Source organism: Stenotrophomonas sp. YJH_SMC_4 (assembly GCF_059371575.1).
The window spans coordinates 291,048-311,653 of record NZ_JCAFUR010000003.1 but is presented as its reverse complement, the minus strand read 5'-3'; the positions used below and the strand labels follow the sequence as shown (position 1 = coordinate 311,653).

The following is a 20,606-nucleotide window of genomic DNA, read 5'->3' as shown; positions in this document are numbered from 1 at the left end:
GGCATGCAGATTGTGATGGAAGTGAACGATGAGAACGGCAATCGGCTATGGGACCTCGCCAGCCGGTTGGGCCTGCTGTGCGGCGTGGCGTGGTCGGATGCAACGCCCGGCAATGGCTTTGCTGCCAATCTGCCGCCAGGGGAGTTCTTCTACATTCCCATCATTCCTTCTGACTCGCTGGGCTACGTTCCCGTGGTCGGCTACGCGAATGGTCGGGTGTACTGGGCACTGAACAAAAATGGCAGCGGTCAGTTCGTCGGCACTATCAAGCCGGTCAAGTTCTACTACGGAGTGCGATGATGGCAAAGGCAGCGGTGGAGATTCTGAGCGACGCTGGGACCATGCTGATTAGCGAGGACACCCCGTCGCTCGTACTGAAGCAGAAAATACGCATCGACGTGTCCCCGGTGATGTACCCCGGTAACAACCCGGGAGGCAACTGGAAGTATGCGGAGATGGTGATCAATGCCGAGGCTCCGATGGTGGCATTCATCGGTGACCCGTATCCGTTCTTCCCTCAGCTTCAGGAGATCGGTCCGAATCAGTTCCGGCTGACGCTGTGGACGAATACGCCCGCGCGCCTGCAAGGCTGGGCTTACGTGTTCGATCGCCCCGCCAACGAGGATGCGCAGTATCTGGCATTGTGGGATGCGAACGGCCGTCTGACGTATGCGCTGGGCGCAAAGCCCATGCGGATCATCGGTGTAGGCGGCGTCTTTCCCAATGGCGGTATGGAAGAGGACAGGTTCCCTGACTTCACCGGCAAGACGGTCGCCGGGGTGATCTGCGCGCCGGCGACCAGCACGTTCCAGAACAGCTTCACCGTGATGGGGATCGGCAACGGGCAGGGCGTTAGCGGGAAGCACGGCCTGTTCGGTAACGCCATCACCATTCCGAAGATCGGAACAGGCGGCTCGCCAAACCAGGCCGTGGTCGGGATCGTGATGGCGGTTGACGTGACGAACTACTGACCTGCCGCGATCACGTGGCTTGCACGTCAGGCGGCGCCAGATGAGGGCATGTGCTATTCCGCCCAGATCACCGCCGCCTCCCTCAGGACCGCCATGGCCATCATTGATATGACCGGCTATCGAGACACGGGAGCGGGTTTGGCGTAAGAAGGTGGGCTTTGCCAGATGGTGGACCGAGTATCGTGGAAGATACTCAAACCGACTATGAGCAAGAGGATCAACCGTTGAGCGCTTCCATGCTTCCGAGAATTGTCGGTTTCGATGTGCCGCAGCTGCATGAGCGCGTCGATTCCTCTACTGATGAGGCCATCATTGCGTTGTTGGATCTTGCGCCAGGAGCCCGCTGGACTGAACTCTTCGTGAGGAAGTGCGAGGCGCTGGCGTCTCAGCTCTCCTTGGCAGAAGTCCGGGTTGAAGGCTCCAGGATCTATTTTTACGGGTCAATCAGCGACTCAAGAGCGCTCGCCGATGCGGTCATGTCCATCGTTCACGTGCTGAATGATCAACTCATGCGAGAAGGGAACGACGCAGCCTCGCGGGAAGAAAACTCCTAGGAGCAAGAGAGGCGCGACCAGCATTGACCTGCAATATCCGCTGCGCCAGGGTGACCACGAAGACTGGATCGAGCCGCAAGTCTGCCCTCGAGGTCGTCCAACCATTCTGCGCGTGTTCCATGCGGATCCCTGACGTAGATGTCACATGCGATCCGGATGACGGGGTCAACCTCATGGCGAAAGCTAACAGCAGGTAGGGCACCAGAGTTGAATGCCAAACTCCAGTGGGTGAGCTCGCGTTCGACGTCAACGAAATCCTTGTTCCTCATGCGTTCCATGTTCTGCTCCTATCGGGACTGCACTGTATACCCTTCAGAACATCGGCCTGTTCATGACACTTGTTCATACTTGCGCCAATCCGGCACGGCTGCGTAACGAGCTGGGGAGCACTGTGGGTTGGCAGCAGATGGCTGCATCGGAGTAAGACATGAACAATTCTCCCCAGAACCAAAACGACCGTCCCAACTCGGATGGCGAGAAGAAGCAGTCAGGCCAGCAGGGTCAGGTGGACGGGAACGAGCTTGGCGGTGAAGACCTCGCCGGAAAGCAAGGTCAGCAACAGCAGCAGCCGGGAAGCAAGGAGCGTGAGCAGTCGACCCATGGACAGGAACAAAAGGGCAGTGCTGGTCGCGATAGCCGCCGTTGACTTCTAAGGAGTGGCCGCGCCCAGCGCGGCTCCTTCCGTATCAATAGGAACGTTGATATGTCGTCCCACGCTCAAGCTGTGAACTTGATGACGAAGATCATGTATCAATCGCGCCCGGCGACCATGACGACGATGGCTCAGTGCCGGACCTGTCAAGGGCAAAGCCCTGGTGGAATGGAGTGTGCGCGGTGTTTGACTGAAAAGTTGGGGAGAGTGATTGCGAATAGAGGCGCTGCTCTTTGCTGGCTTGAGTCGTTCCTGAAGGTTCAGCGAGACGAAGCACACGTGTTCATATGTGCAAAGAGAGTTGATGCGTCAGCCTTGTAGCAGTCGCATTCCGGCCTGACATTGCGCAAGCGTATGCTCGTTACATCTAGGAGCAACGCTATGAATTTCCCGATATGCATCTACGATCGAACGGGTACTGGGCTCCGGCTTCCTTCCGAGTGGTGGATTGATCTCCAGTCAGATCTCCCCGCTCTAGTGAACGGTAGTGAGCGCATAGATCTGCCACGTTCCTCGAAAGATGAGCGCCCTCGCCTGGATCCTCAAGTTCTCAGTGATCTATCCAGACGAATCCGGGGCTCTCAATGGCTAGATTAGATCCAGCTCAAGCGCCAGGCGTTCGTTGGCTTTTCTTCCGACTTCGCAATGGGCAGTCGATCAGCCCGGCTAGGCTAATGTCTGTCTGGTGCGAAGCTACGGAATCAACCGAGTGCGCAGTCCGCCGCGAAATCATTGACGGCGCTGGCTACGTATATGCTCTCTATGCACCAAATGGACTGCGCTCCCCCCGTCGTGTGGAGCTGCGCATGAGAGCACTTCTGGAAGAAGCTGGGTATGCCTTCACGATGGGGAGTTTGGCTGGAAGGCACCCAGCCGACGGCTGAGGGGCGCCGCTTCCAAGGCTGAAGGACCATCGTCTTGTGGATTCCCTGCAGCCCTCGAATGCTCCCTTGTGCCTATCCAGGCTGTTGAGGAGCGCTGCCTAAGCGACAAGCCGCCGTCTCCGAGAGTGTGGTCGCAGCTTATGAAGGGCTTGCTGGATCGCCTATTTGCTCCGTTAGAACTGTAAGGGCCTGCTCAAAGGCGGCGACGAAGAGCTCGCCGCCATCGTCTCGGTGCTTTGCCGCGATCTTTGGCAGCAACTGGAGCCACACATCGGACAGGTGCTCGCGCGCGGGATGGGTCGCGACGGCCATGCGCAGCCCATATTCCATTGCTTTCAGATAACCGCGATGGACTTCGATCGCGACTTCGCAGGAATGAAGGCGGTCCAGCAGTTCGGAGATGCCATCGTTCATTTAGGGGCCTCGGTATCGAACGGACCGTCGGGCTTTGGGTCGAATAGCGCAAGCAGACGCTCACGACGGCACTGCTCGAGCCAGTGATGCCAGATCTCCATTTCGTCCATCAAACCTGTGGCTGCGCAAGCTGGGCAGGTGAGGGTGGTTCCCTTCGAATCGGTTTGAAAGCCTGCGTCTTTAGTCATTGACGACCTGAGTCCACAGCTTTTGCAGGTTGAGCGCACCTGCTTTAGGTGGATGATCGCGCCATTGAGCGCAAGCTGGGGCAGGATCGAATGAATCCTGAAGGCGTTGGGAGGGTGCATAGCCGTGCCGTTGTGGGGCTGGACACGGGAGCAAAGGATTTTGCACCGGAGAAGAGCCACGAGAGAGGAGTTTCTACTACATGATGTGAGCTTCGCATCACACCAAGCTCAAGTGGACGATCGCGCTTGCTTCCCGGAGCCTCATGGCTGGTGGACTCGAAGCACTCAAGCTGCCATATTTCGCAGAACTTCCGGTTGCTTTCTAAATGAGCATCCTCAACGTTCTGATCAGCCGTGACCAGCTTGTCGTTGCAGTGGACACCCTTGCGGAGGATGCCTTGACCGGCGCCCACTCTGCCGGCGCCAAGATGCTCCTGATTCCGCAGCACAACGTACTGCTGGCTACCAGAGGCGGAGCCCAGTTTTTCCTGAAGATCTACGAGCTGGTCCTGCAGGCCAGCTTCCGCGCGGATTTCTCCATTGAGAAACTGTCCGCCGAGATGGGGTCTGTAATGGACCAGCTATGGCTGAACTACGAGAAGGCCGCGGCGGAGGCTGACCTGCCAATCGAACAACTGGGGACCGAGATCATCCTGGGTGGTTGGTCGCCGGGGAGTGGCAGGATGATGGCCACTGCCTATGCCAAGAGCGACAGTCGGCGCGCGACCATGGTCCAGCCGATTGGTGGCCAGTTCGCGTCACCAGGTGACCCACTCAAGGGCGTCGCGCCCAGCATGCTGCAGGTCGATCTGATGACGGCTGGGCGGCTCCAGGCCAGTTACCTCAACGAACAGATGGGTCGGGAAGTCGCTGGCGGCCGTCTGCTGATCGGCTTTCTCCAGCAGGGCCAGGCGGTCGTGAAGGACCTGGGTTCGATCTGAAGCTGCACGGGGCTGGCCAGCTGAGCCGCACATGGCAGGAAGGTAGCCCTGCCGACCGTGGCCGGGGCGTGTAGGCCGAAGCCAAGATCAGGTGGGACCTAGATCATCAGGCGTCAACCCAGCGAGCGCCAAGATCCTATCCCTTCTCATCTGCTCGCCCCAGAGGACCCATGCTTGGTCCACGGTCAAGGTTCCCGTCGTATTGCAGGCCGGGCAAGTTAGCTGCACGCCACCCTGAATATCTGAGAGCCCACAGCCGCGGGACATACGCGATTCGTCCCCGCATGCGCCGCACTTGGCCTGAAGAGTCTCGACTCGCTCGATCGTCCCATTTAGGCGCAACAAAGGGCGGATCTGAAGGATCCGGAAAGCAGTCGGGGATGTCATGTGTCGTGCCTGTGAGGGGCTAGACACGGGGGCGAAGGATTTCGCGCCTGAGAGGAGCCAGATGCGTCAACGATACAGCATGAATCGTTAAGAACATCGTGCTGGACCAATTCTCTTCGACAGACGCTCGGCCGGCAAGCAGCTCAACCCGGAGCGGATGAACTGCGCCACGCCAGTAGCCATCCCGAACGATTCAGACATGTGCCTGCGGCTTCGCAGGATCTGCGACGGCCAGCCGTATCCTTCCGGCCATGCAGTCTTCCCACGGCTTCCGCACCGCCCCGATCCCCTCTGGCTGGGTCCAGACTGGCGAGCGCTGGGCGCTCTGGTACAACTGCCGCGAGACGGCCAGCGTTACCCCTGATGACGGTCCTGGCGTGCGCCTGTGGATGGAAGGCCAGAAGATGTGGGACGTAAAGGAAGTGCGGGCCGCCAATGTCCGGCAGGCAAAGCGCTACGGGGAGCGCTGGTGCGCCGCCAGGCTGTATCCCGATCTTCCTTTGCGCGAGGCCGTTGCCCGGCTGACTGACACCACGCCGATGCAGCCGGCACCGCTACTGCCAGGCCTGCCGCCCACCCGCGAGCAGCAGCAACAGGCTCGGCGCCTAGCCGAGGCTGGGACTGTGGAATTGGCGAGGATCAAGGAAGCGCTGGAGCCGCGCCGACCGCCGAAGGAGACCAAGCCGATGGCGAGGGATCCCATGAAGGCTTGGGTGAGAGCTGGTCGAACGCAGCACCGTCGCAGCTACTGACGGACTAAAAGGACGTGGCGCGGGTCATTGAAGCGCCGAGCCCGCGCTAGACCCCAGCTTGTACAAGTCCAAAGTTACGGGCCATGAAATTTGCTTAGGAGCGTGGGCTGCCGCTATTGCAGCGAGTGGCCTGCAGAACCAAGACGCTGGGAGCCCTGCTGGCTAGCCGAGATCATCGACTTTGGACTGCTTCTCATCCGGTGCGACACGTCGTTAGTAATATTGCTAAATGCTCGATTGCCGCAAACGTCAGTCATCTATACAGTTCCTTGAGATTTCCCAACGGAACAGGGCGATGTTAAGGAACGACGAGAGATGGGTAATTTTCATGGAAGCTGGGGTCGACTTCATTCCGAAGAAGGCGCCAAATGTTTTCTCGATTGATGAGTTGAAAAATGTGCTCTCCGCAGTTGTCGGTACGCCCAATGCGGTGCATGTGTTCGATCAGAAGAAGGCGGACGAAGCTGTAACGTTGGACTTTGCGGATTACTTGATGGTCGGAAAGGAGCAGTACCTTCTTCTTCTTTTTTCATACACAAACAAGAACGGCGCAGATCCTGGATTCCGCCATATGACAACTGGCGTAAACCGGACCGAGCAGAAAAAGGCAGGAGAGGCAGTCGCGGCATCTGCACATCTCTTGATATCTACTAAGCCGAAGATTGCAGGCGGCAAGTCGTTTTGGCCTGCCTTGATCGAGGATGTGGCTGGGATTGGAAAGACCAAGATGCAGGCGGCGGTCACGGCGATGATCGCTGCGTCGCTCAGGTTCTCTTTCCAGGATGAAGAGGGCAAGGTCATTGCTGCCCACGCAAAATTCTTCTTGAAGGGGCTGGACGAAGAAGATGTGGTCAAGGATGTACAAGGCGGTAAGCTTTCGTATTTCGTTGCCATTCGAGAAAAGGTTGCCGAGCCGCAGTTCGATGAAGCTGCGCCCGTGGTTATCAGTCGTGAGGAAGTAAAGCTGAAGCCGGTCGGCGATGGGCTGTTGGATGACGTTAAGAAGCTCTTCAGTAGTGTTGCCAAGGCAAGCAAGAAGCACGGGTACGACAAGGTCCGTGTCCACTACGCTCGAAAGGATGGCAAGGGAAGGACATTGACCTTTGGGACGCATCGTGAAGACGCCGAGGACTTCTTGATCCGAAAGGTCGAGAAGATTTTGGTTCCTACAAAGGATCTAACCCAAGCTCACTCGAGCCCCTGCCAGGCGCTGGTTTCTGAGATGGCGAGGCTACTGAAATGATTGGCGCAGCCCTAAAGGTCTTAATCGCTCCGCTCGCCTATCTCCGCGCGCGGAGCTTGGCTAAGGGTTATTGGGACTACGGGCTGCCGCTTTTCGTGGCAGCAATAGGCTCCTGGGCCTATGTGCTCGCGCCTGCCGAAATTCCGGTTATTGGTGAAAAGGGATTAGTAGCCTCAGTCAATGAGTTGCTTCAAGTGCTTGTGGGTTTTTACATCGCAGCGCTCGCAGCGGTTGCTTCGCTAAACAGTGTGTCTCTTGATCAGCCGGTTGAGGGCGATCCTGTCACTGTTGATCAGGTCTCCGCTGAAGGGGTGACACAGGTTTCGCTTAACAGGCGCCGTCTTCTCAGCTTGATGTTCAGCTATTTGTCGTTTTCTTCCATTTCGCTCTACGCGATTGGAGTGTTCGTCAACATCGCTCATGAGAATGTCAAGCAGATCCTGCCTTCGTGGCTAGTTCCATCAGTCAAGGTAGGCTTTCTTGGATTCTACGTTTTTGTAGTGGCTCAGCTTGTTTGCATTACGCTGGTCACGCTCTACTACTTGGGGGATCGAATCCATCGAGCCACGCCAGTGGCCCTGCCTACAAAGCCGATAGATCAAGATTGAAACGTGACGTTTCATGATCTTCTCGGGAAAGCCTAGAACTGAGTGGTGGCATTGGTTTTCTCGGCGTCCTTAATATGCGCCTCCGATCGAGCCCAAGCCGAGAGGTGCGCACGATGCGTGGGTGAGGGCAGGGCTACAGCAGCTGCGGCGGGGCGTGTAGGCCTCATCCCGCCCGCAGCTTCACCACATTGCCATCGCGCAGCCGGTCTAGGTAGTTAGCCCATTCCTGCATCATCCTGACGCGCTCGTCTAAGTGTTTGGTGCGGTTGTACGCGCGGCCGTCGGGATCCTTCACCTTGTGGGAGAGCTGGTGTTCGATGATGTCTGGGCGGAACTTCAAAACTTCGTCGAGGATAGTGCGCGCCGTCGCACGGAACCCGTGGCCAGTCACCGTTCCCTGCTCATACCCCATGCGCCGGAAAGCGGCTGTAAGTGCGTTCTCCGACATCGGGCGGTCTTTGGATCGCGCGGAATGAAAGACGTAGCGGGTCCTTCCGGTGAGGGGCTTGATCTCTTCCAGAATCGCAACTGCCTGGCTGGACAATGGCACGATGTGAGGGCGGCGCCTCTTCATCCGACCTTCCGGAATCGTCCATATCCGATTCTCCAGATCAAACTCGGCCCATTCGGCTTGGCGCAGCTCCCCGGGTCGCAAGAACACCAAGGGAGCGAGCCGAAGTGCCATGCGCACGATCAGAGTTCCACTGTACCCATACATGGCTCGTAGCAGCGGTGCCACATCGGCTGGCTCTGTGACGGCGGCATAGTGATTTTCTGGCGCTGGTGCCAATGCTCCCCGGAGGTCGGCAACCGGGTTTCGCTCGGCCCGGCCAGTTGCGATGGCGTAGCGCATGATCTGGCCGCAGTTCTGCATGATTCGGTGCGCGGACTCGATCGCGCCGCGTTCCTCGATGCGCCGGGCCACCCGGAGGAAGTCCGGTGCGGTGAGGTCAGATACAGGCCGCGACCCGAGCCACGGGAATACGTCGTTCTTCATCCAAGCTTCGACCTTCTCCGCATAGTTCGGCACCCAAGGCCGTGTGGCCAGCCATTCATTGGCGATGGTCTCGAAGCTGTCCGAGCCGAGGGCGGAGTGGGCGAGGGCGGCAGCCTTCTTCTGCGCGCCCGGGTCGACGCCTCGGGCCAGCAGCCGGCGGGCTTCGTCGCGGGCCTCGCGCGCGCGCGCCAAGGAGACATCCGGGTACAGGCCGATCGACAGCAGTTTCTCCTTGCCGGCGATGCGGTACTTCCAGCGCCAGCTGCGCGCGCCGGTCGGGGTGAGATAGAGGTACAGGCCGCCACCGTCGGTGATCTTCCGCGGCTTGTCGCTGGGCTTGGCGCGCCTGATGGCTGCGTCGGTCAATGGCATTGGGGGTATCGCTTCAGTGGGTGCGGTCGGATACCCCTTGATATACCCCCACCGTCTCATGGATTGAAACGGATTGCCCCGGTCTGCTGCGGACAATAAAAAAGCCCGGAAACCCTTGTGATGCGGGGGTTTCCGGGCTTCTCCGGTCCTTTACGAACCGTTCGTTGGTGGAGGTGGGCGGAATTGAACCGCCGTCCGAAGGCACTCCATCCCCAGCACTACATGCTTAGCTCACCGTTGGATCTCGTCCCCGAACAGCACGGCGTGCAAAGCGCATCCGGGAACCAGCCTGTTGTGTTCTAGTGCCGGACTGACAGGCAGCCACCCAGCGCGATTCCATGATAGTGACTCTACACCGCGAGCATGGACACAAGCGGTTTCGAGGCTTAGGCCTTAAGCGGCCAGAGCGTAGTTGTCGTCGTTGGCAACTAGAGTTTTGCAGCTGGATTTACGAGGAAAGCTACCCCCTCGGCATGCGCCAGGCGACTTCACAACCCCCGTCGAAACCAATGCACCCCCGGTTTCTACAGTGCTGCAAGGTACAGGGCCGATCCCGCGTTGCCACGGTCAGGGCCTGCCCAACGGTTGCAATGCTACGGCAAAACAGCTGAACAGTCACCTTTGCAATCCACAACACGTTGTAGAGCCACCGTCATAGCGGATTGGTAACGTCATTGGCACGAATTTGCGACACACTGGCGACGACCATCCGAGCCAGGACAGACACGGAGACTGTGGGTGACCGATGCAAGCCAACAACGCAGCCTGCGACAGCTGATCGGCCCGGTCGGTGCCGACTATCAGCGGCGCGCGTTGCCGCCCGGCTGGGTCTGGGCCGTGCTGGCGGTGCTGCTGGCGGCCACCTGGGTGACGGAGTTGCCGGCCACGGCCGCAGCGGCACTGGTCGCCAGCGCGGTGGTGGTGCACTGGTCGCAGCGCGGGCGCATCCATTGGCTCGGCTGGCGCCTACCGGGCCTGGCCGTACTGGCGGCCCTGCTGTGGGGGCCGGAAGTGCTGTCGCAGTGGTTCGAGCACGGGCTGGCCGTGGTCCTGATGTCGCTGGCCAGTCTCAGTATTGGCGTGCACGTGTGGCAGTCGCGGCAGTTGGCGCGCCAGCTGCAGGGCGCCGCCGATGCGCTGGATGATGCCCAGTTGCTGTCGTTGCTGCCCGATGATGCCGCGCAGCTGGCCCAGCAGTGGCGGGAAGGCGATGACCGCTACGCGCCGGAACTGGCGGTGGTGATGCACCTGGCGGTGATGCACACGGCGCTGGCGCCGCGCATGCGCGGGCAGGGCATGCTGGCGGGGTGACCCGCCTTTTGTAGCGTCGAGCCATGCTCGACTGCTTTTCTTACCGAAGCCGAGCATGGCTCGGCTTTACAGGGTGATGCGCAGCGGCTTTACGCGTCGCGGTTGCCGCGACGCATGACGCGCTGCTTCTCGATCGCCCAGTCGCGGTCCTTGGCGGCATCGCGCTTGTCGTGGGTCTGCTTGCCCTTGGCCAGCGCGATCTCGAGCTTGATCTTGTTCTTGCTCCAGTACATCGCGGTGGGCACGATCGTGTAGCCATCGCGCTCGACCTTGCCGACCAGCTTGTCGATCTCGCTCCGGTGCAGCAGCAGCTTGCGCTCGCGCCGGTCGTTGGCCACCACGTGGGTGGAGGCCTGGATCAACGGGGTGATCTGGGCGCCGATCAGGAAGATCTCGCCGTGCTTCACGTAGGCGTAGGCATCGATGATGTTGCCGCGGCCAGCGCGGATCGACTTCACCTCCCAGCCCTGCAGTGCCAGGCCGGCCTCGAAGCGTTCTTCGATGTGGTACTCGTGGCGGGCACGCTTGTTCAACGCGATGGTCTTGTTGGCCGTCGCGCTCTTTGCTTTATCCTTGCCGCTGTTCTTGCTCATTTCCGTATTGTCTCCGATTCGGGCCCGCCCGGTCGATTGCCGAAACGTCCTGTATTCATGCCTACTATCCGCCGCAGCGCCCTGGTCGAACATTCGTCCGCGCGCATGTTCGACCTGGTCAACGATGTCCAGGCCTATCCGCGCCGCTTCCGCTGGTGCTCGGCTGCCCAGATCCTGGAGCAGGGCGAGGACCGGCTGGTGGCGCGCCTGGACCTGGGCCTGGGTTCGTTCAGTACCTGGTTCCAGACCGAAAACACCCTGCAGCGCCCGCACAGCATCGACATGCAGCTGCGCGATGGCCCGTTCAAGCAGTTGCACGGCCGCTGGGAATTCCATGCGCTGGCCGAGGACGCCTGCAAGGTCACCCTGACCCTGGAATTCGAGCCCAGCTCGCGCCTGCTGGGGCCGGCCCTGGCGATCGGCTTCCAGGGTCTGGCCGATCGGATGGTCAATGATTTCGTCCGCGTCGCCGACGAGGCCTGAGCGATGATCGAGGTCGAGGTGGTGCTGGCCTGGCCGCAGCAGGTGCTGTCGCGCCGGCTGCAGCTGGACGAGGGCGCGACCGTGGCCGATGCCATTGCCGCCGCCGCGCTGGAAGGCAGTGACCGATGCCCGGCCGTGGCCGTGCATGGCGTACTGGCGCGCCCGCAGCAGGTGTTGCTGGATGGTGACCGCATTGAGCTGCTACGCCCGTTGCTGGCCGACCCCAAGGACAACCGCCGGCGACGCGCGCTCGGCGGTTGATGCCCGCAACCCGCCCGTGGGGACGGGCAGGGGGCCTCAGCGGCCCTTCTTCTTCTTGTCCTTCGGCAGGTTGCGGCCGAACTGGCGCACGGTCTGCTGGGCCAGGGCCTTGTCGTTGCCCGGGAAGTAATCGCCTTCCCAACGGGTCACGGTGTCATTCTCGAAGAACACCACGAAGTTCTTCACTTCAGTACGTCCCAGGCGGTTCACCCGCTGGCTGGAGGTGTAGTCCCATCGCTGGGCGTGGAACGGATCGGGAATGGACGGGGTGCCCAGCAGCGCGGTGACCTGCTGCTTGCTCTGCCCGACCTGCAGCTTGGCCACGGCATCTTCCCGGATCAGGTTGCCCTGATAGATGGGTTGCTTGTAGATGATGCCGCACCCGGTGGTGGACAGGGCGACGGCGGCGACCAACAGGAGATTGCGCATCGGGACTGGCGGTTGGGGAAATCAAACCGATGATACACTCCCGGCGTGCCACCGCGACCCAATCCGAGGCAGCTGGCGCTAAATCGCCAATGAACGGAGACCTATGGAAACCCACGACCTGCGTAAAGTCGGCCTGAAGGTGACCCATCCGCGGATGCGGATCCTGGCACTGCTCGAGCAGCGCAATGCCCAGCACCACATGACCGCCGAAGACATCTACCGCCAGCTGCTGGAGCATGGCGACGAGATCGGCCTGGCGACGGTGTACCGGGTGCTGACCCAGTTCGAGGCCGCCGGCCTCGTGCTCAAGCACAATTTCGAGGGCGGCCAGGCGGTCTACGAGCTTGACCGTGGCGGCCACCACGACCACATGGTCGACGTGGACAGCGGCAAGATCATCGAGTTCGAGAGCCATGAGATCGAGGAGCTGCAGCGCAAGATCGCAGCCGACCACGGCTACGAACTGGAAGAGCACTCGCTGGTGCTGTACGTGCGCAAGAAGCGCAAGTAAGCCGATCCGGCCAGCCAGATGCGACGAAACCCCGGGCCTGCCCGGGGTTTTTCGTTGCTGGGTCGCGTGCTGGGGTCAGAGCCCTTTGCTGGCGCAAAGGGATCCGACCCCGGCCTACCCCTGACCTCCAAGCAGCACGTCCAGATCCACTGCCTCGGCCATCGCCCGGTTCCCCGCATCACCCGGATGCAGGTGATCGCCGGAGTCGTAGGCAGCGGCCATCCGTGACGGATCGGCCGGATCGCGCAGGGCCGCGTCCAGGTCGATCACCGCGTCGAACGGCCCGTCGGTGCGCAGCCAGGCATTGAGCTGGCGGCGCAGGGCGTCCTTGTCCGGGTGGTAGTAGTCGTCCAGCGGCGTGCCGGGCAGGGCGCCGGCGAACGGCATCAGGGTGGCGCCGAGGATGCGTAGACCCCGCCGATGGGCCTGTTCGGCCAGGGCGCGGTAGCCTGCCTGCAGCTCGGCAAGCGTGGGCCGCGTCTGCTTGCGCGCGAAGGCAGTGCCGGGCCAGCTGATGTCATTGATTCCAACCAGCACGATCACGCTGGACACGCCAGGCTGATCCAGTGCATCGCGTTGGAAGCGGGCGAGCGCGGATTCCCCCATGCCGTCGTGCAAGAGGCGGCCACCCGAGATGCCGGCATTGACCACCGCCGCCCCGTACGGGACCAAACGTGCGGCCAGATGGTCGGTCCAGCGCTGGTCCTGGTCGAGGCTGGCGGTGGCGCCGTCGGTGATCGAATCGCCGATCACCACCACGCTGCGTGCGCTGGTCGGCGCCTCGACCTCGATGCCGGCCAGGAACAGGCGGGCCGTGGTGCTGCTGGCCCCGCTCAGTGCCTGGGCCTGGCTCTGGTCGCCAGGCGCAATCCAACTGGTCTGCCTGCCCTCCCAATGGAACGTCTGTACCGGCATCGGCCCCGGCACGAAGACGCTGACCTGCAGCGCCTGCCGGTCAGCCGTGGCCAGTGGCAGCGGATCGCTCAGCCGTTCCTGCCCGGGGCCGATCAGTACCCCGGGCTGGCCTTCGAAACTGAGCGGCTGCGGGGTGTCCCCCGCCCGGGCGGCCACGCTCGCCGCCCCGATCCGCAGTGGTTGGGTGCCGTAGGCATTGCTCAGCCGCACCCGCAGCCGAGACCCGCCCAGGCTGATACGTGCCGTCTGGCGGAAGGTCTGGTCCTGCAGTGCGGCTGGGACCAGGGTCGGAAACAGGAATTCCGGGCCCCAGACCGGTTGCGGGCTGGCCTGCCAGCTGGCGACCCAGTGCGGCGCAGGGGCGGCGCTGGCGGCGCTGGACAGGCCGATCAATGCGGTTGTGACGAGCTGGCTGAAACGATTCATCGGGCAATCCCGGGTGGAGGGAAGGCCATGGTGATTCCGCACTCATCTGTGAACTAGACTGCGCATGGACAATCATCTGTGAACTGGATTCATTGCCATGGCGCGCTCCGACATCAACCGATCCGGCGAACTGGAAGTGTTCGTGCGGGTGATCGAGACCGGGGGCTTTTCCGCAGCCGCCCGAACGTTGGAGATGACCCCGTCGGCGGTCAGCAAGCTGGTGGCGAGGCTGGAACAACGGCTGGGGACGCGCCTGCTGCAGCGTTCCACCCGCCAGCTGCAGCTGACTCCCGAGGGCTGCGCGTTCTACGAGCGCGGCCTGCGCGTGCTGGCCGATCTGGACGAGGCCGAGCGCTGTGCCAGTGCTCACGCCGAGCCGCGTGGACGCCTGCGGGTCAATTCCAACGTGCCGTTCGGCCAGCATTTCCTGTTGCCGTTGCTGCCGGCGTTCCTGCAGCGCAATCCGCAGGTAGGCGTGGACCTGACCCTCAACGACGAGGTGATCGACCTGCTGGAGCAGCGCACCGACGTGGCGGTGCGGGCCGGTCCGCTGAAGAGCTCGAGCCTGGTGGCGCGGCGGCTGGGCGCGACGCGGATGATGATCGTGGCTGCACCGGCCTACGCGCAGCGGCACGGGCTGCCACGCACTGCCGAGGAGCTGCAGTCGCACAACCGGCTGGATATCGGCCATGCGCGCGCGATGCAGGGCTGGCCGTTGCTGCAGGACGGGCGCGAACGCATGCTGCTGCCCAGTGGCAACGCCCGCGCCAGCAACGGCGATGCGCTGCGCCAGCTGGTGCTGGGTGGGTTGGGCATGGCGCGGCTGGCAGCATTCCAGGTGCAGCAGGATATTGCCGCCGGGCGCCTGCTGCCGGTGCTGGAAGAGGCCAACCCCGGTGACCTGGAAGAGGTGCACGCGGTGTTCCTGGGGCAGGGCGGCTACCTGCCGCTGCGGGTGCGCGCGTTTCTTGATTTCCTGGTGGAGAACGTCGACCTGACGCAGCCACGGGGGTAGTGCCGGCCGCTGGCCGGCAACCTCACGATCTTCGCCCCCTCGCATCGGTTGCCGGCCAGCGCCCGGCACTACCGCGCGGAAGCCGGGCCTATGCCCGGCTCGGGCGGCGTTACACCTGCAGCAGCTTGCGCGCGGCGGCGCGCGCTTCCTTGCTCACTTCCACGCCGCCGAGCATGCGCGCCAGCTCTTCCTCGCGCGCCTTGCTGTCCAGCTTTTCCACGGCGCTCTGGGTCATGCCTTCCACCGGGGCCTTGCTGACCCGGTAATGGGCATGGCCCTTGGAGGCAACCTGCGGCAGGTGGGTCACGCACAGCACCTGGCGCTTCTCGCCGAGCGCGCGCAGCTTCTGGCCGACGATGTCGGCTACCGCGCCGCCGATGCCGGAGTCGACTTCGTCGAACACCATGGTCGGTACTGCATCCAGGTCCAGCGCGGCCACTTCGATGGCCAGCGAGATGCGTGACAGTTCGCCGCCGGAGGCCACCTTGCGCAGGGCGCGCGGCGGCTGGCCGGCATTGGCTGCGACCAGGAATTCCACGCGCTCGGCACCCTGCGGGTCGGGCTTGGCGGCGTCCTGCGGTTCCAGCTCGATCAGGAACTGGCCGCCGCCCATGCCCAGCTCGGCGATGATGCCGGTGGTGGTGGCCGACAGCTCGGCAGCAGCGCTGCGACGGCTGGCGGTCAGCACTTCGGCCTGTGCGCGCCAGGCGGCGGCGGCCTTGTCGATCTCGCCGGCCAGGCGCTGCAGGCGTTCGTCGGCGCCGCGCAGCTGTTCCACTTCGGCGTGCATGCGCTCGCGCTGTGCACCCAGCTCGTCCATCGGCACGCGGTGCTTGCGGGCCAGGTCGTGCAGACGGCCGAGGCGGCGCTCGTTCTCCTCGAACTGTTCCGGGTCGGCGTCGAGGTCGTCATGCACCCGATCCAGCAGCGACAGGGCTTCGTGCAGCTGGATCGAAGCGTTCTCGATCAGGCCATCCACCTCGCCCAGGCGCGGGTCGTGCTCGATCAGGCGCGACAGCTCATGGCGCACCTGCTGCAGCAGGTCCAGCGCGGAGCTGCCGTCGTCGCCGTTGAGCTGGTTGCTGGCGGCCTGGCAGGCGCTCAGCAGGGCGCTGGCATGGGCCTGGCGGCGGTGGCTGGCGCCGAGTGCGGCAATCGACTCCGGCTCCAGGTCTTCACGGTCCAGCTCGCGCAGCTGGTGCTCCAGGAAGCCGATCCGGTCACTGACGTCGCCCTGTTGCGACAGCGCCAGCGATTCATCGACCAATGCCTGCCAGGCCGCGGCGGCGCGTCGCACCTGGCGGCGTTCGTTCTCGTTGCGCGCATAGGCGTCGAGCAGGGCCAGCTGCGACGGGCGCGTCAGCAGGGCCTGCTGTTCGTGCTGTCCGTGGATCTCCACCAGCAGCGAGGCCAGGTCGCCCAGTTGCGCCAGGGTCACCGGGCGGCCGTTGATCCAGGCCCGCGAACCGCCATCGGCGCGGATGACCCGGCGCAGCTGGCACTGCTCCTCGTCGTCCAGCTCGTTGTCGGCCAGCCACTGGCGTGCAGCCTGCAGCTGCTCCAGCGCAAACTCGGCCGAAAGCTCGGCGCGCGCGGCGCCGTGGCGGACCACGCCGCTGTCGGCGCGCAGGCCGGACAGGAAGCCCAGCGCGTCGACCATCAGCGACTTGCCGGCGCCGGTCTCGCCTGAAACCACGGTCATGCCTGGCCCGAACTCCAGTTCGGTGGCGCGGACGACGGCGAAATCCTTGATCGAAAGATGTCTGAGCATGGGTAAGGGGGTATCAGCAGCCGCGCAACGCTAGCACGCGGGCGAGGGAGGTCCAATGACTTGCCAAGGTGATGCGCCGCCATTATCTAGTGTCCGTGTCTCACAGGTTGATTCCATGCACGGTTCTCCCGACCAGCTTGCCCCGCGTGCGCGCCATCTGCTGCGCACGCTGATCGCGCGTTACATCCAGGACGGTGAGCCGGTCGGCTCGCAGACGCTGGCGCGCGTGGCCGGGCTGGAGGTCAGTCCGGCGACCATACGCAACATCCTGGGTGACCTGGAAGACCTGGGGCTGCTGGCCTCGCCGCACACCTCCGCCGGGCGCGTCCCGACGGCACATGGCTACCGGGTCTTCGTCGACAGCCTGCTGCAGATGCAGCCGCCGGGCGAAGGCGAGCTGGCCCGGTTGCGCCAGGAACTGGCTGGCGGCGGCAGCACCCAGGCCCTGCTCGGCAGCGCCTCGGAGCTGTTGTCGGCGATGAGCCACTTCGTCGGCGTGGTCAGCGCGCCGCGACGCGAGCAGTTCGCCTTCCGCCAGATCGACTTCGTGGCGCTGGACGGGCGCCGGGTGCTGGCGATCCTGGTGTTTGCCGACAACGAGGTGCAGAACCGCGTCATCGAGACCCGGCAGGAGTTTGCGCCGGGTCAGCTGGAGCAGGTCGCGAACTATCTCAATGCCCATTTCGCCGGCCTGCCGATGGCCGAGATCCGCACCCGACTGCTGCTGGAACTGCGCGATGCCCGCTCCGAGCTGGAACAGCTGCTGGCGCACAGCATCGAGCTGGCCGAACAGGCCCTGCAGCCGGCTGCCGACGACATGCTGGTGGCCGGCCAGACCCGCCTGATGGGGGTGCAGGACCTGTCCGACCTGGAGCGCCTGCGCGAGCTGTTCGAGCTGTTCTCCAGCAAGCGGGAGATCCTGCAGCTGCTGGAGCGGACCATCCAGGCGCCCGGCGTGCGCATCTTCATCGGCGAGGAGACCGGGATGATGCCGCTGCAGGGCGTCTCGCTGGTCACTGCCCCTTACTCGGCCAATGGCCAGGTGCTGGGCGTGCTGGGGGTGATCGGCCCCAAGCGGATGGCCTACGACCGCGTGATCCCGCTGGTCCAGGCTACCGCCGATGTACTGGGCGCGGCGTTTTCGCCAGCCGGCCGCCCGCCGGGAACATCCGACGCTTGAAACGCAGCATCCCGCCCACACTAGGGTGGGTGGAGGCGGAGATTGACCGCCAGGGACCCAGACATGAACCACGAACAGCCAGATATCGAATCCCAGCAGAGTGCCGCCGATGCGGCCGCCACCGCCGGCGTCAACGACGAAGTCGAGCGCCTGCGCGCCGAAATCGAACAGGTCAAGGCCGATGCCCTGCGTGAGCGCGCCGACCTGGAGAACCAGCGCAAGCGCGTTGCCCGTGACATCGAACAGGCCCGCAAGTTCGCCAACGAGAAGCTGCTGGGCGATCTGCTCCCCGTGTTCGACAGCCTGGATGCCGGCCTGAAGGCCGCCGGCGACGAACCGCACCCGCTGCGCGAAGGCCTGGAGCTGACCTACAAGCAGCTGCTGAAGGTGGCCGCCGACAACGGACTGGTCCTGCTGGACCCGATCGGCCAGCCGTTCAACCCGGAACACCACCAGGCCATCAGCCAGGTGCCGACGCCGGGCGCCGCCCCGGGCAGCGTGGTGACCGTGTTCCAGAAGGGCTACCTGCTCAACGAGCGCCTGCTGCGGCCGGCGCTGGTGGTGGTGGCCGCCGATTGATGGACTAGGCCGGGCTTTGCCCGGTCCCGGTTGTGCCAGGCCATGCCTGGCAAGGTTTTCCAGGCGCTGAACACAGCGTTCGGGAGACGGCTTGAATGTTCCACGAGCCTCCCCCACATCGTATTCATCCACCGGCCGAACGGCCGGACTGACACCAACAAGCATCCTCAGGAGTCTCCCCCATGGGCAAGATCATTGGTATCGACCTCGGCACCACCAACTCGTGCGTGGCGATCATGGACGGCGGCAAGGCCCGCGTCATCGAGAATTCGGAAGGCGATCGCACCACCCCGTCGATCGTCGCCTACACCAAGGACGGCGAAGTCCTGGTCGGTGCCTCGGCCAAGCGCCAGGCCGTGACCAACCCGAAGAACACCTTCTACGCGGTGAAGCGCCTGATCGGCCGCAAGTTCACCGACGCCGAAGTGCAGAAGGACATCGCGCACGTCCCGTACAGCATCCTGGCCCATGACAATGGCGACGCCTGGGTGGCCACCAGCGACGGCAAGAAGATGGCCCCGCAGGAAATCTCGGCCAAGGTGCTGGAAAAGATGAAGAAGACCGCCGAGGACTTCCTCGGTGAGAAGGTCACCGAAGCGGTCATCACCGTGCCGGCCTACTTCAACGACAGCCAGCGCCAGGCAACCAAGGACGCCGGCCGCATCGCCGGCCTGGACGTCAAGCGCATCATCAACGAGCCGACCGCGGCCGCGCTGGCCTATGGCCTGGACAAGGGCGACAACAAGGATCGCAAGATCGTGGTGTACGACCTGGGCGGCGGCACCTTCGACGTCTCGGTGATCGAGATCGCCAACGTCGACGGTGAAAAGCAGTTCGAAGTGCTGGCCACCAACGGCGACACCTTCCTGGGTGGCGAAGACTTCGACAACCGCGTCATCGAGTACCTGGTTGAAGAGTTCAACAAGGACCAGGGCATCGACCTACGCAAGGATCCGCTGGCCCTGCAGCGCCTGAAGGACGCTGCCGAGCGCGCCAAGATCGAGCTGTCCAGCGCCCAGCAGACCGAAGTGAACCTGCCGTACGTCACCGCTGACGCGTCGGGTCCGAAGCACCTGAACATCAAGCTGACCCGCGCCAAGCTGGAAGCACTGGTGGACGACCTGATCAAGAAGTCGATCGAGCCGTGCCGCGTCGCCCTGAACGATGCCGGCCTGCGTTCGAGCGACATCAGCGAAGTGATCCTGGTCGGCGGCCAGACCCGCATGCCGAAGGTGCAGCAGGCGGTGACCGAGTTCTTCGGCAAGGAACCGCGCAAGGACGTCAACCCGGACGAAGCCGTGGCACTGGGTGCTGCGATCCAGGGCGGCGTGCTGGGCGGTGACGTCAAGGACGTGCTGCTGCTGGACGTGACCCCGCTGTCGCTGGGCATCGAGACCATGGGCGGCGTGTTCACCAAGATCATCGAGAAGAACACCACCATCCCGACCAAGGCCTCGCAGGTGTTCTCCACCGCCGAGGACAACCAGTCGGCCGTGACCGTGCACGTGCTGCAGGGTGAGCGCGAACAGGCCCGCTTCAACAAATCGCTGGCCAAGTTCGACCTGTCCGGCATCGAGCCGGCCCCGCGTGGCCTGCCGCAGGTGGAAGTGTCCTTCGACATCGACGCCAACGGCATCCTGCACGTGTCGGCCAAGGACAAGAAGACCAACAAGGAACAGAAGGTCGAGATCAAGGCTGGTTCGGGCCTGTCCGAGGAAGAGATCGCGCGCATGGTCGCCGACGCGGAAGCCAACCGCGAAGAAGACAAGAAGTTCCAGGAGCTGGTGCAGGCCCGCAACCAGGCCGACGCCCTGATCCACGGCACCCGCAGCGCCATCACCGAGCACGGCAGCAAGGTCGGCGGCGATGTCATCGGCAAGGTCGAGGCGGCCCTGGCCGACCTGGAAACCGCGATGAAGGGTGACGACAAGGCACAGATCGAGGCCAAGTCGAAGGTGCTGGAAGAAGCCGGCCAGTCGCTGTTCGCCGCTGCTTCGGCCGACCAGGGCGGTGCCCCGGGTGCCGACGCCGGCAATGCCGGCAAGGCGCAGGACGACGTGGTCGACGCCGAGTTCACCGAAGTCAAGGACGACAAGAAGTCCTGATCCGGACCGACACGGGACGCTGGCCACCAGCGTCCCGTTGTCGCATCAGGGTCCTGACCGCCCA

23 protein-coding genes and 1 other RNA gene are annotated in these 20,606 nt (G+C 63.3%); 17 read left to right on the top strand and 7 right to left on the bottom strand.

Features of this window, described 5'->3' with window-relative positions; genetic code table 11:
- Positions 1–3 precede the first annotated feature (3 nt).
- From AC5P9F_RS07560 to AC5P9F_RS07540, 5 genes are all read left to right on the top strand, one after another.
- On the top strand, positions 4–300 hold the full coding sequence (locus AC5P9F_RS07560; RefSeq protein WP_005408972.1) for a hypothetical protein: 297 nt from the start codon (positions 4–6) through the stop codon (positions 298–300).
- Entirely contained in the window at positions 300–971 is a 672-nt protein-coding gene (locus AC5P9F_RS07555) for a hypothetical protein (RefSeq protein ID WP_099529568.1), read from the top strand. Before AC5P9F_RS07560 ends, AC5P9F_RS07555 begins: the two co-directional genes overlap by 1 nt.
- Positions 972–1,153: 182 nt before the next feature.
- Positions 1,154–1,525, top strand: a complete 372-nt coding sequence (locus AC5P9F_RS07550) for a hypothetical protein (protein WP_231914713.1) — start codon at positions 1,154–1,156, stop codon at positions 1,523–1,525.
- Positions 1,526–1,952: 427 nt separating this feature from the next.
- Positions 1,953–2,171: a hypothetical protein gene (locus tag AC5P9F_RS07545; RefSeq protein ID WP_138969640.1), complete on the top strand. Its 219-nt coding sequence runs from the start codon at positions 1,953–1,955 to the stop codon at positions 2,169–2,171.
- A gap of 590 nt (positions 2,172–2,761) precedes the next feature.
- On the top strand, positions 2,762–3,061 hold the full coding sequence (locus AC5P9F_RS07540) for a hypothetical protein (RefSeq protein WP_099529570.1): 300 nt from the start codon (positions 2,762–2,764) through the stop codon (positions 3,059–3,061).
- Positions 3,062–3,199: 138 nt separating this feature from the next.
- Here AC5P9F_RS07540 and AC5P9F_RS07535 read toward each other — a convergent pair whose 3' ends face one another.
- Positions 3,200–3,475, bottom strand: coding sequence for a hypothetical protein (locus AC5P9F_RS07535; RefSeq protein WP_495231906.1), 276 nt, complete (start codon positions 3,473–3,475; stop codon positions 3,200–3,202).
- Between the two features lie 514 nt (positions 3,476–3,989).
- On the opposite strand from AC5P9F_RS07535, the gene AC5P9F_RS07530 reads away from it, so the two are divergent.
- The 4 genes from AC5P9F_RS07530 (at position 3,990) to AC5P9F_RS07515 (ending at position 7,594) form a co-directional block, all read left to right on the top strand.
- Positions 3,990–4,604 (top strand): hypothetical protein, encoded by a 615-nt coding sequence (locus AC5P9F_RS07530; protein ID WP_495231905.1) that lies wholly within the window; start codon positions 3,990–3,992, stop codon positions 4,602–4,604.
- A 638-nt stretch (positions 4,605–5,242) separates the two neighbouring features.
- Positions 5,243–5,743, top strand: a complete 501-nt coding sequence (locus AC5P9F_RS07525; RefSeq protein WP_495231904.1) for a hypothetical protein — start codon at positions 5,243–5,245, stop codon at positions 5,741–5,743.
- Between the two features lie 295 nt (positions 5,744–6,038).
- Entirely contained in the window at positions 6,039–6,986 is a 948-nt protein-coding gene (locus tag AC5P9F_RS07520) for a hypothetical protein (RefSeq protein ID WP_495231903.1), read from the top strand.
- On the top strand, positions 6,983–7,594 hold the full coding sequence (locus tag AC5P9F_RS07515) for a hypothetical protein (RefSeq protein WP_495231902.1): 612 nt from the start codon (positions 6,983–6,985) through the stop codon (positions 7,592–7,594). The genes AC5P9F_RS07520 and AC5P9F_RS07515 overlap by 4 nt, the downstream gene beginning before the upstream one ends.
- Positions 7,595–7,757: 163 nt before the next feature.
- On the opposite strand, the gene AC5P9F_RS07510 is transcribed toward AC5P9F_RS07515, so the two are convergent.
- Together AC5P9F_RS07510 and ssrA are read right to left on the bottom strand one after the other, a co-directional pair.
- On the bottom strand, positions 7,758–8,963 hold the full coding sequence (locus tag AC5P9F_RS07510; protein ID WP_495231901.1) for a tyrosine-type recombinase/integrase: 1,206 nt from the start codon (positions 8,961–8,963) through the stop codon (positions 7,758–7,760).
- A 165-nt stretch (positions 8,964–9,128) separates the two neighbouring features.
- Positions 9,129–9,482: a transfer-messenger RNA gene (gene ssrA, locus AC5P9F_RS07505) on the bottom strand.
- 219 nt (positions 9,483–9,701) lie between these two features.
- On the opposite strand from ssrA, the gene AC5P9F_RS07500 reads away from it, so the two are divergent.
- On the top strand, positions 9,702–10,274 hold the full coding sequence (locus AC5P9F_RS07500) for a hypothetical protein (protein WP_099497836.1): 573 nt from the start codon (positions 9,702–9,704) through the stop codon (positions 10,272–10,274).
- Positions 10,275–10,363: 89 nt separating this feature from the next.
- On the opposite strand, the gene smpB is transcribed toward AC5P9F_RS07500, so the two are convergent.
- Complete coding sequence (gene smpB / locus AC5P9F_RS07495) at positions 10,364–10,867, bottom strand: SsrA-binding protein SmpB (protein WP_049460537.1); 504 nt, start codon at positions 10,865–10,867, stop codon at positions 10,364–10,366.
- A 57-nt stretch (positions 10,868–10,924) separates the two neighbouring features.
- Between smpB and AC5P9F_RS07490 the strand changes: the two genes are divergently transcribed.
- Together AC5P9F_RS07490 and AC5P9F_RS07485 are read left to right on the top strand one after the other, a co-directional pair.
- Positions 10,925–11,350, top strand: coding sequence for a type II toxin-antitoxin system RatA family toxin (locus AC5P9F_RS07490; RefSeq protein WP_005409232.1), 426 nt, complete (start codon positions 10,925–10,927; stop codon positions 11,348–11,350).
- A 3-nt stretch (positions 11,351–11,353) separates the two neighbouring features.
- Positions 11,354–11,611 (top strand): RnfH family protein, encoded by a 258-nt coding sequence (locus AC5P9F_RS07485; RefSeq protein ID WP_099497838.1) that lies wholly within the window; start codon positions 11,354–11,356, stop codon positions 11,609–11,611.
- Between the two features lie 36 nt (positions 11,612–11,647).
- On the opposite strand, the gene AC5P9F_RS07480 is transcribed toward AC5P9F_RS07485, so the two are convergent.
- The gene (locus AC5P9F_RS07480) at positions 11,648–12,040 is read right to left on the bottom strand and encodes an outer membrane protein assembly factor BamE (protein ID WP_005409234.1); all 393 of its coding nucleotides are present in this window, start codon (positions 12,038–12,040) and stop codon (positions 11,648–11,650) included.
- Positions 12,041–12,143: 103 nt separating this feature from the next.
- Between AC5P9F_RS07480 and fur the strand changes: the two genes are divergently transcribed.
- Positions 12,144–12,551, top strand: coding sequence for a ferric iron uptake transcriptional regulator (gene fur / locus AC5P9F_RS07475; RefSeq protein ID WP_005409235.1), 408 nt, complete (start codon positions 12,144–12,146; stop codon positions 12,549–12,551).
- A gap of 114 nt (positions 12,552–12,665) precedes the next feature.
- On the opposite strand, the gene AC5P9F_RS07470 is transcribed toward fur, so the two are convergent.
- The gene (locus tag AC5P9F_RS07470) at positions 12,666–13,892 is read right to left on the bottom strand and encodes an SGNH/GDSL hydrolase family protein (protein ID WP_308680463.1); all 1,227 of its coding nucleotides are present in this window, start codon (positions 13,890–13,892) and stop codon (positions 12,666–12,668) included.
- Positions 13,893–13,989: 97 nt separating this feature from the next.
- Here AC5P9F_RS07470 and AC5P9F_RS07465 point away from each other — a divergent pair, with 97 nt between their 5' ends.
- On the top strand, positions 13,990–14,907 hold the full coding sequence (locus tag AC5P9F_RS07465) for a LysR family transcriptional regulator (protein ID WP_005409237.1): 918 nt from the start codon (positions 13,990–13,992) through the stop codon (positions 14,905–14,907).
- A 109-nt stretch (positions 14,908–15,016) separates the two neighbouring features.
- On the opposite strand, the gene recN is transcribed toward AC5P9F_RS07465, so the two are convergent.
- On the bottom strand, positions 15,017–16,678 hold the full coding sequence (gene recN / locus AC5P9F_RS07460) for a DNA repair protein RecN (RefSeq protein ID WP_005409238.1): 1,662 nt from the start codon (positions 16,676–16,678) through the stop codon (positions 15,017–15,019).
- Positions 16,679–16,793: 115 nt separating this feature from the next.
- On the opposite strand from recN, the gene hrcA reads away from it, so the two are divergent.
- The 3 genes from hrcA to dnaK all read left to right on the top strand — a co-directional run bounded on the left by hrcA (position 16,794) and on the right by dnaK (position 20,542).
- On the top strand, positions 16,794–17,858 hold the full coding sequence (gene hrcA / locus AC5P9F_RS07455) for a heat-inducible transcriptional repressor HrcA (protein WP_308680466.1): 1,065 nt from the start codon (positions 16,794–16,796) through the stop codon (positions 17,856–17,858).
- 63 nt (positions 17,859–17,921) lie between these two features.
- Entirely contained in the window at positions 17,922–18,437 is a 516-nt protein-coding gene (gene grpE / locus AC5P9F_RS07450; RefSeq protein ID WP_049460534.1) for a nucleotide exchange factor GrpE, read from the top strand.
- A 182-nt stretch (positions 18,438–18,619) separates the two neighbouring features.
- On the top strand, positions 18,620–20,542 hold the full coding sequence (dnaK, locus tag AC5P9F_RS07445) for a molecular chaperone DnaK (RefSeq protein WP_059034049.1): 1,923 nt from the start codon (positions 18,620–18,622) through the stop codon (positions 20,540–20,542).
- The last annotated feature ends 64 nt before the right edge of the window (positions 20,543–20,606 follow it).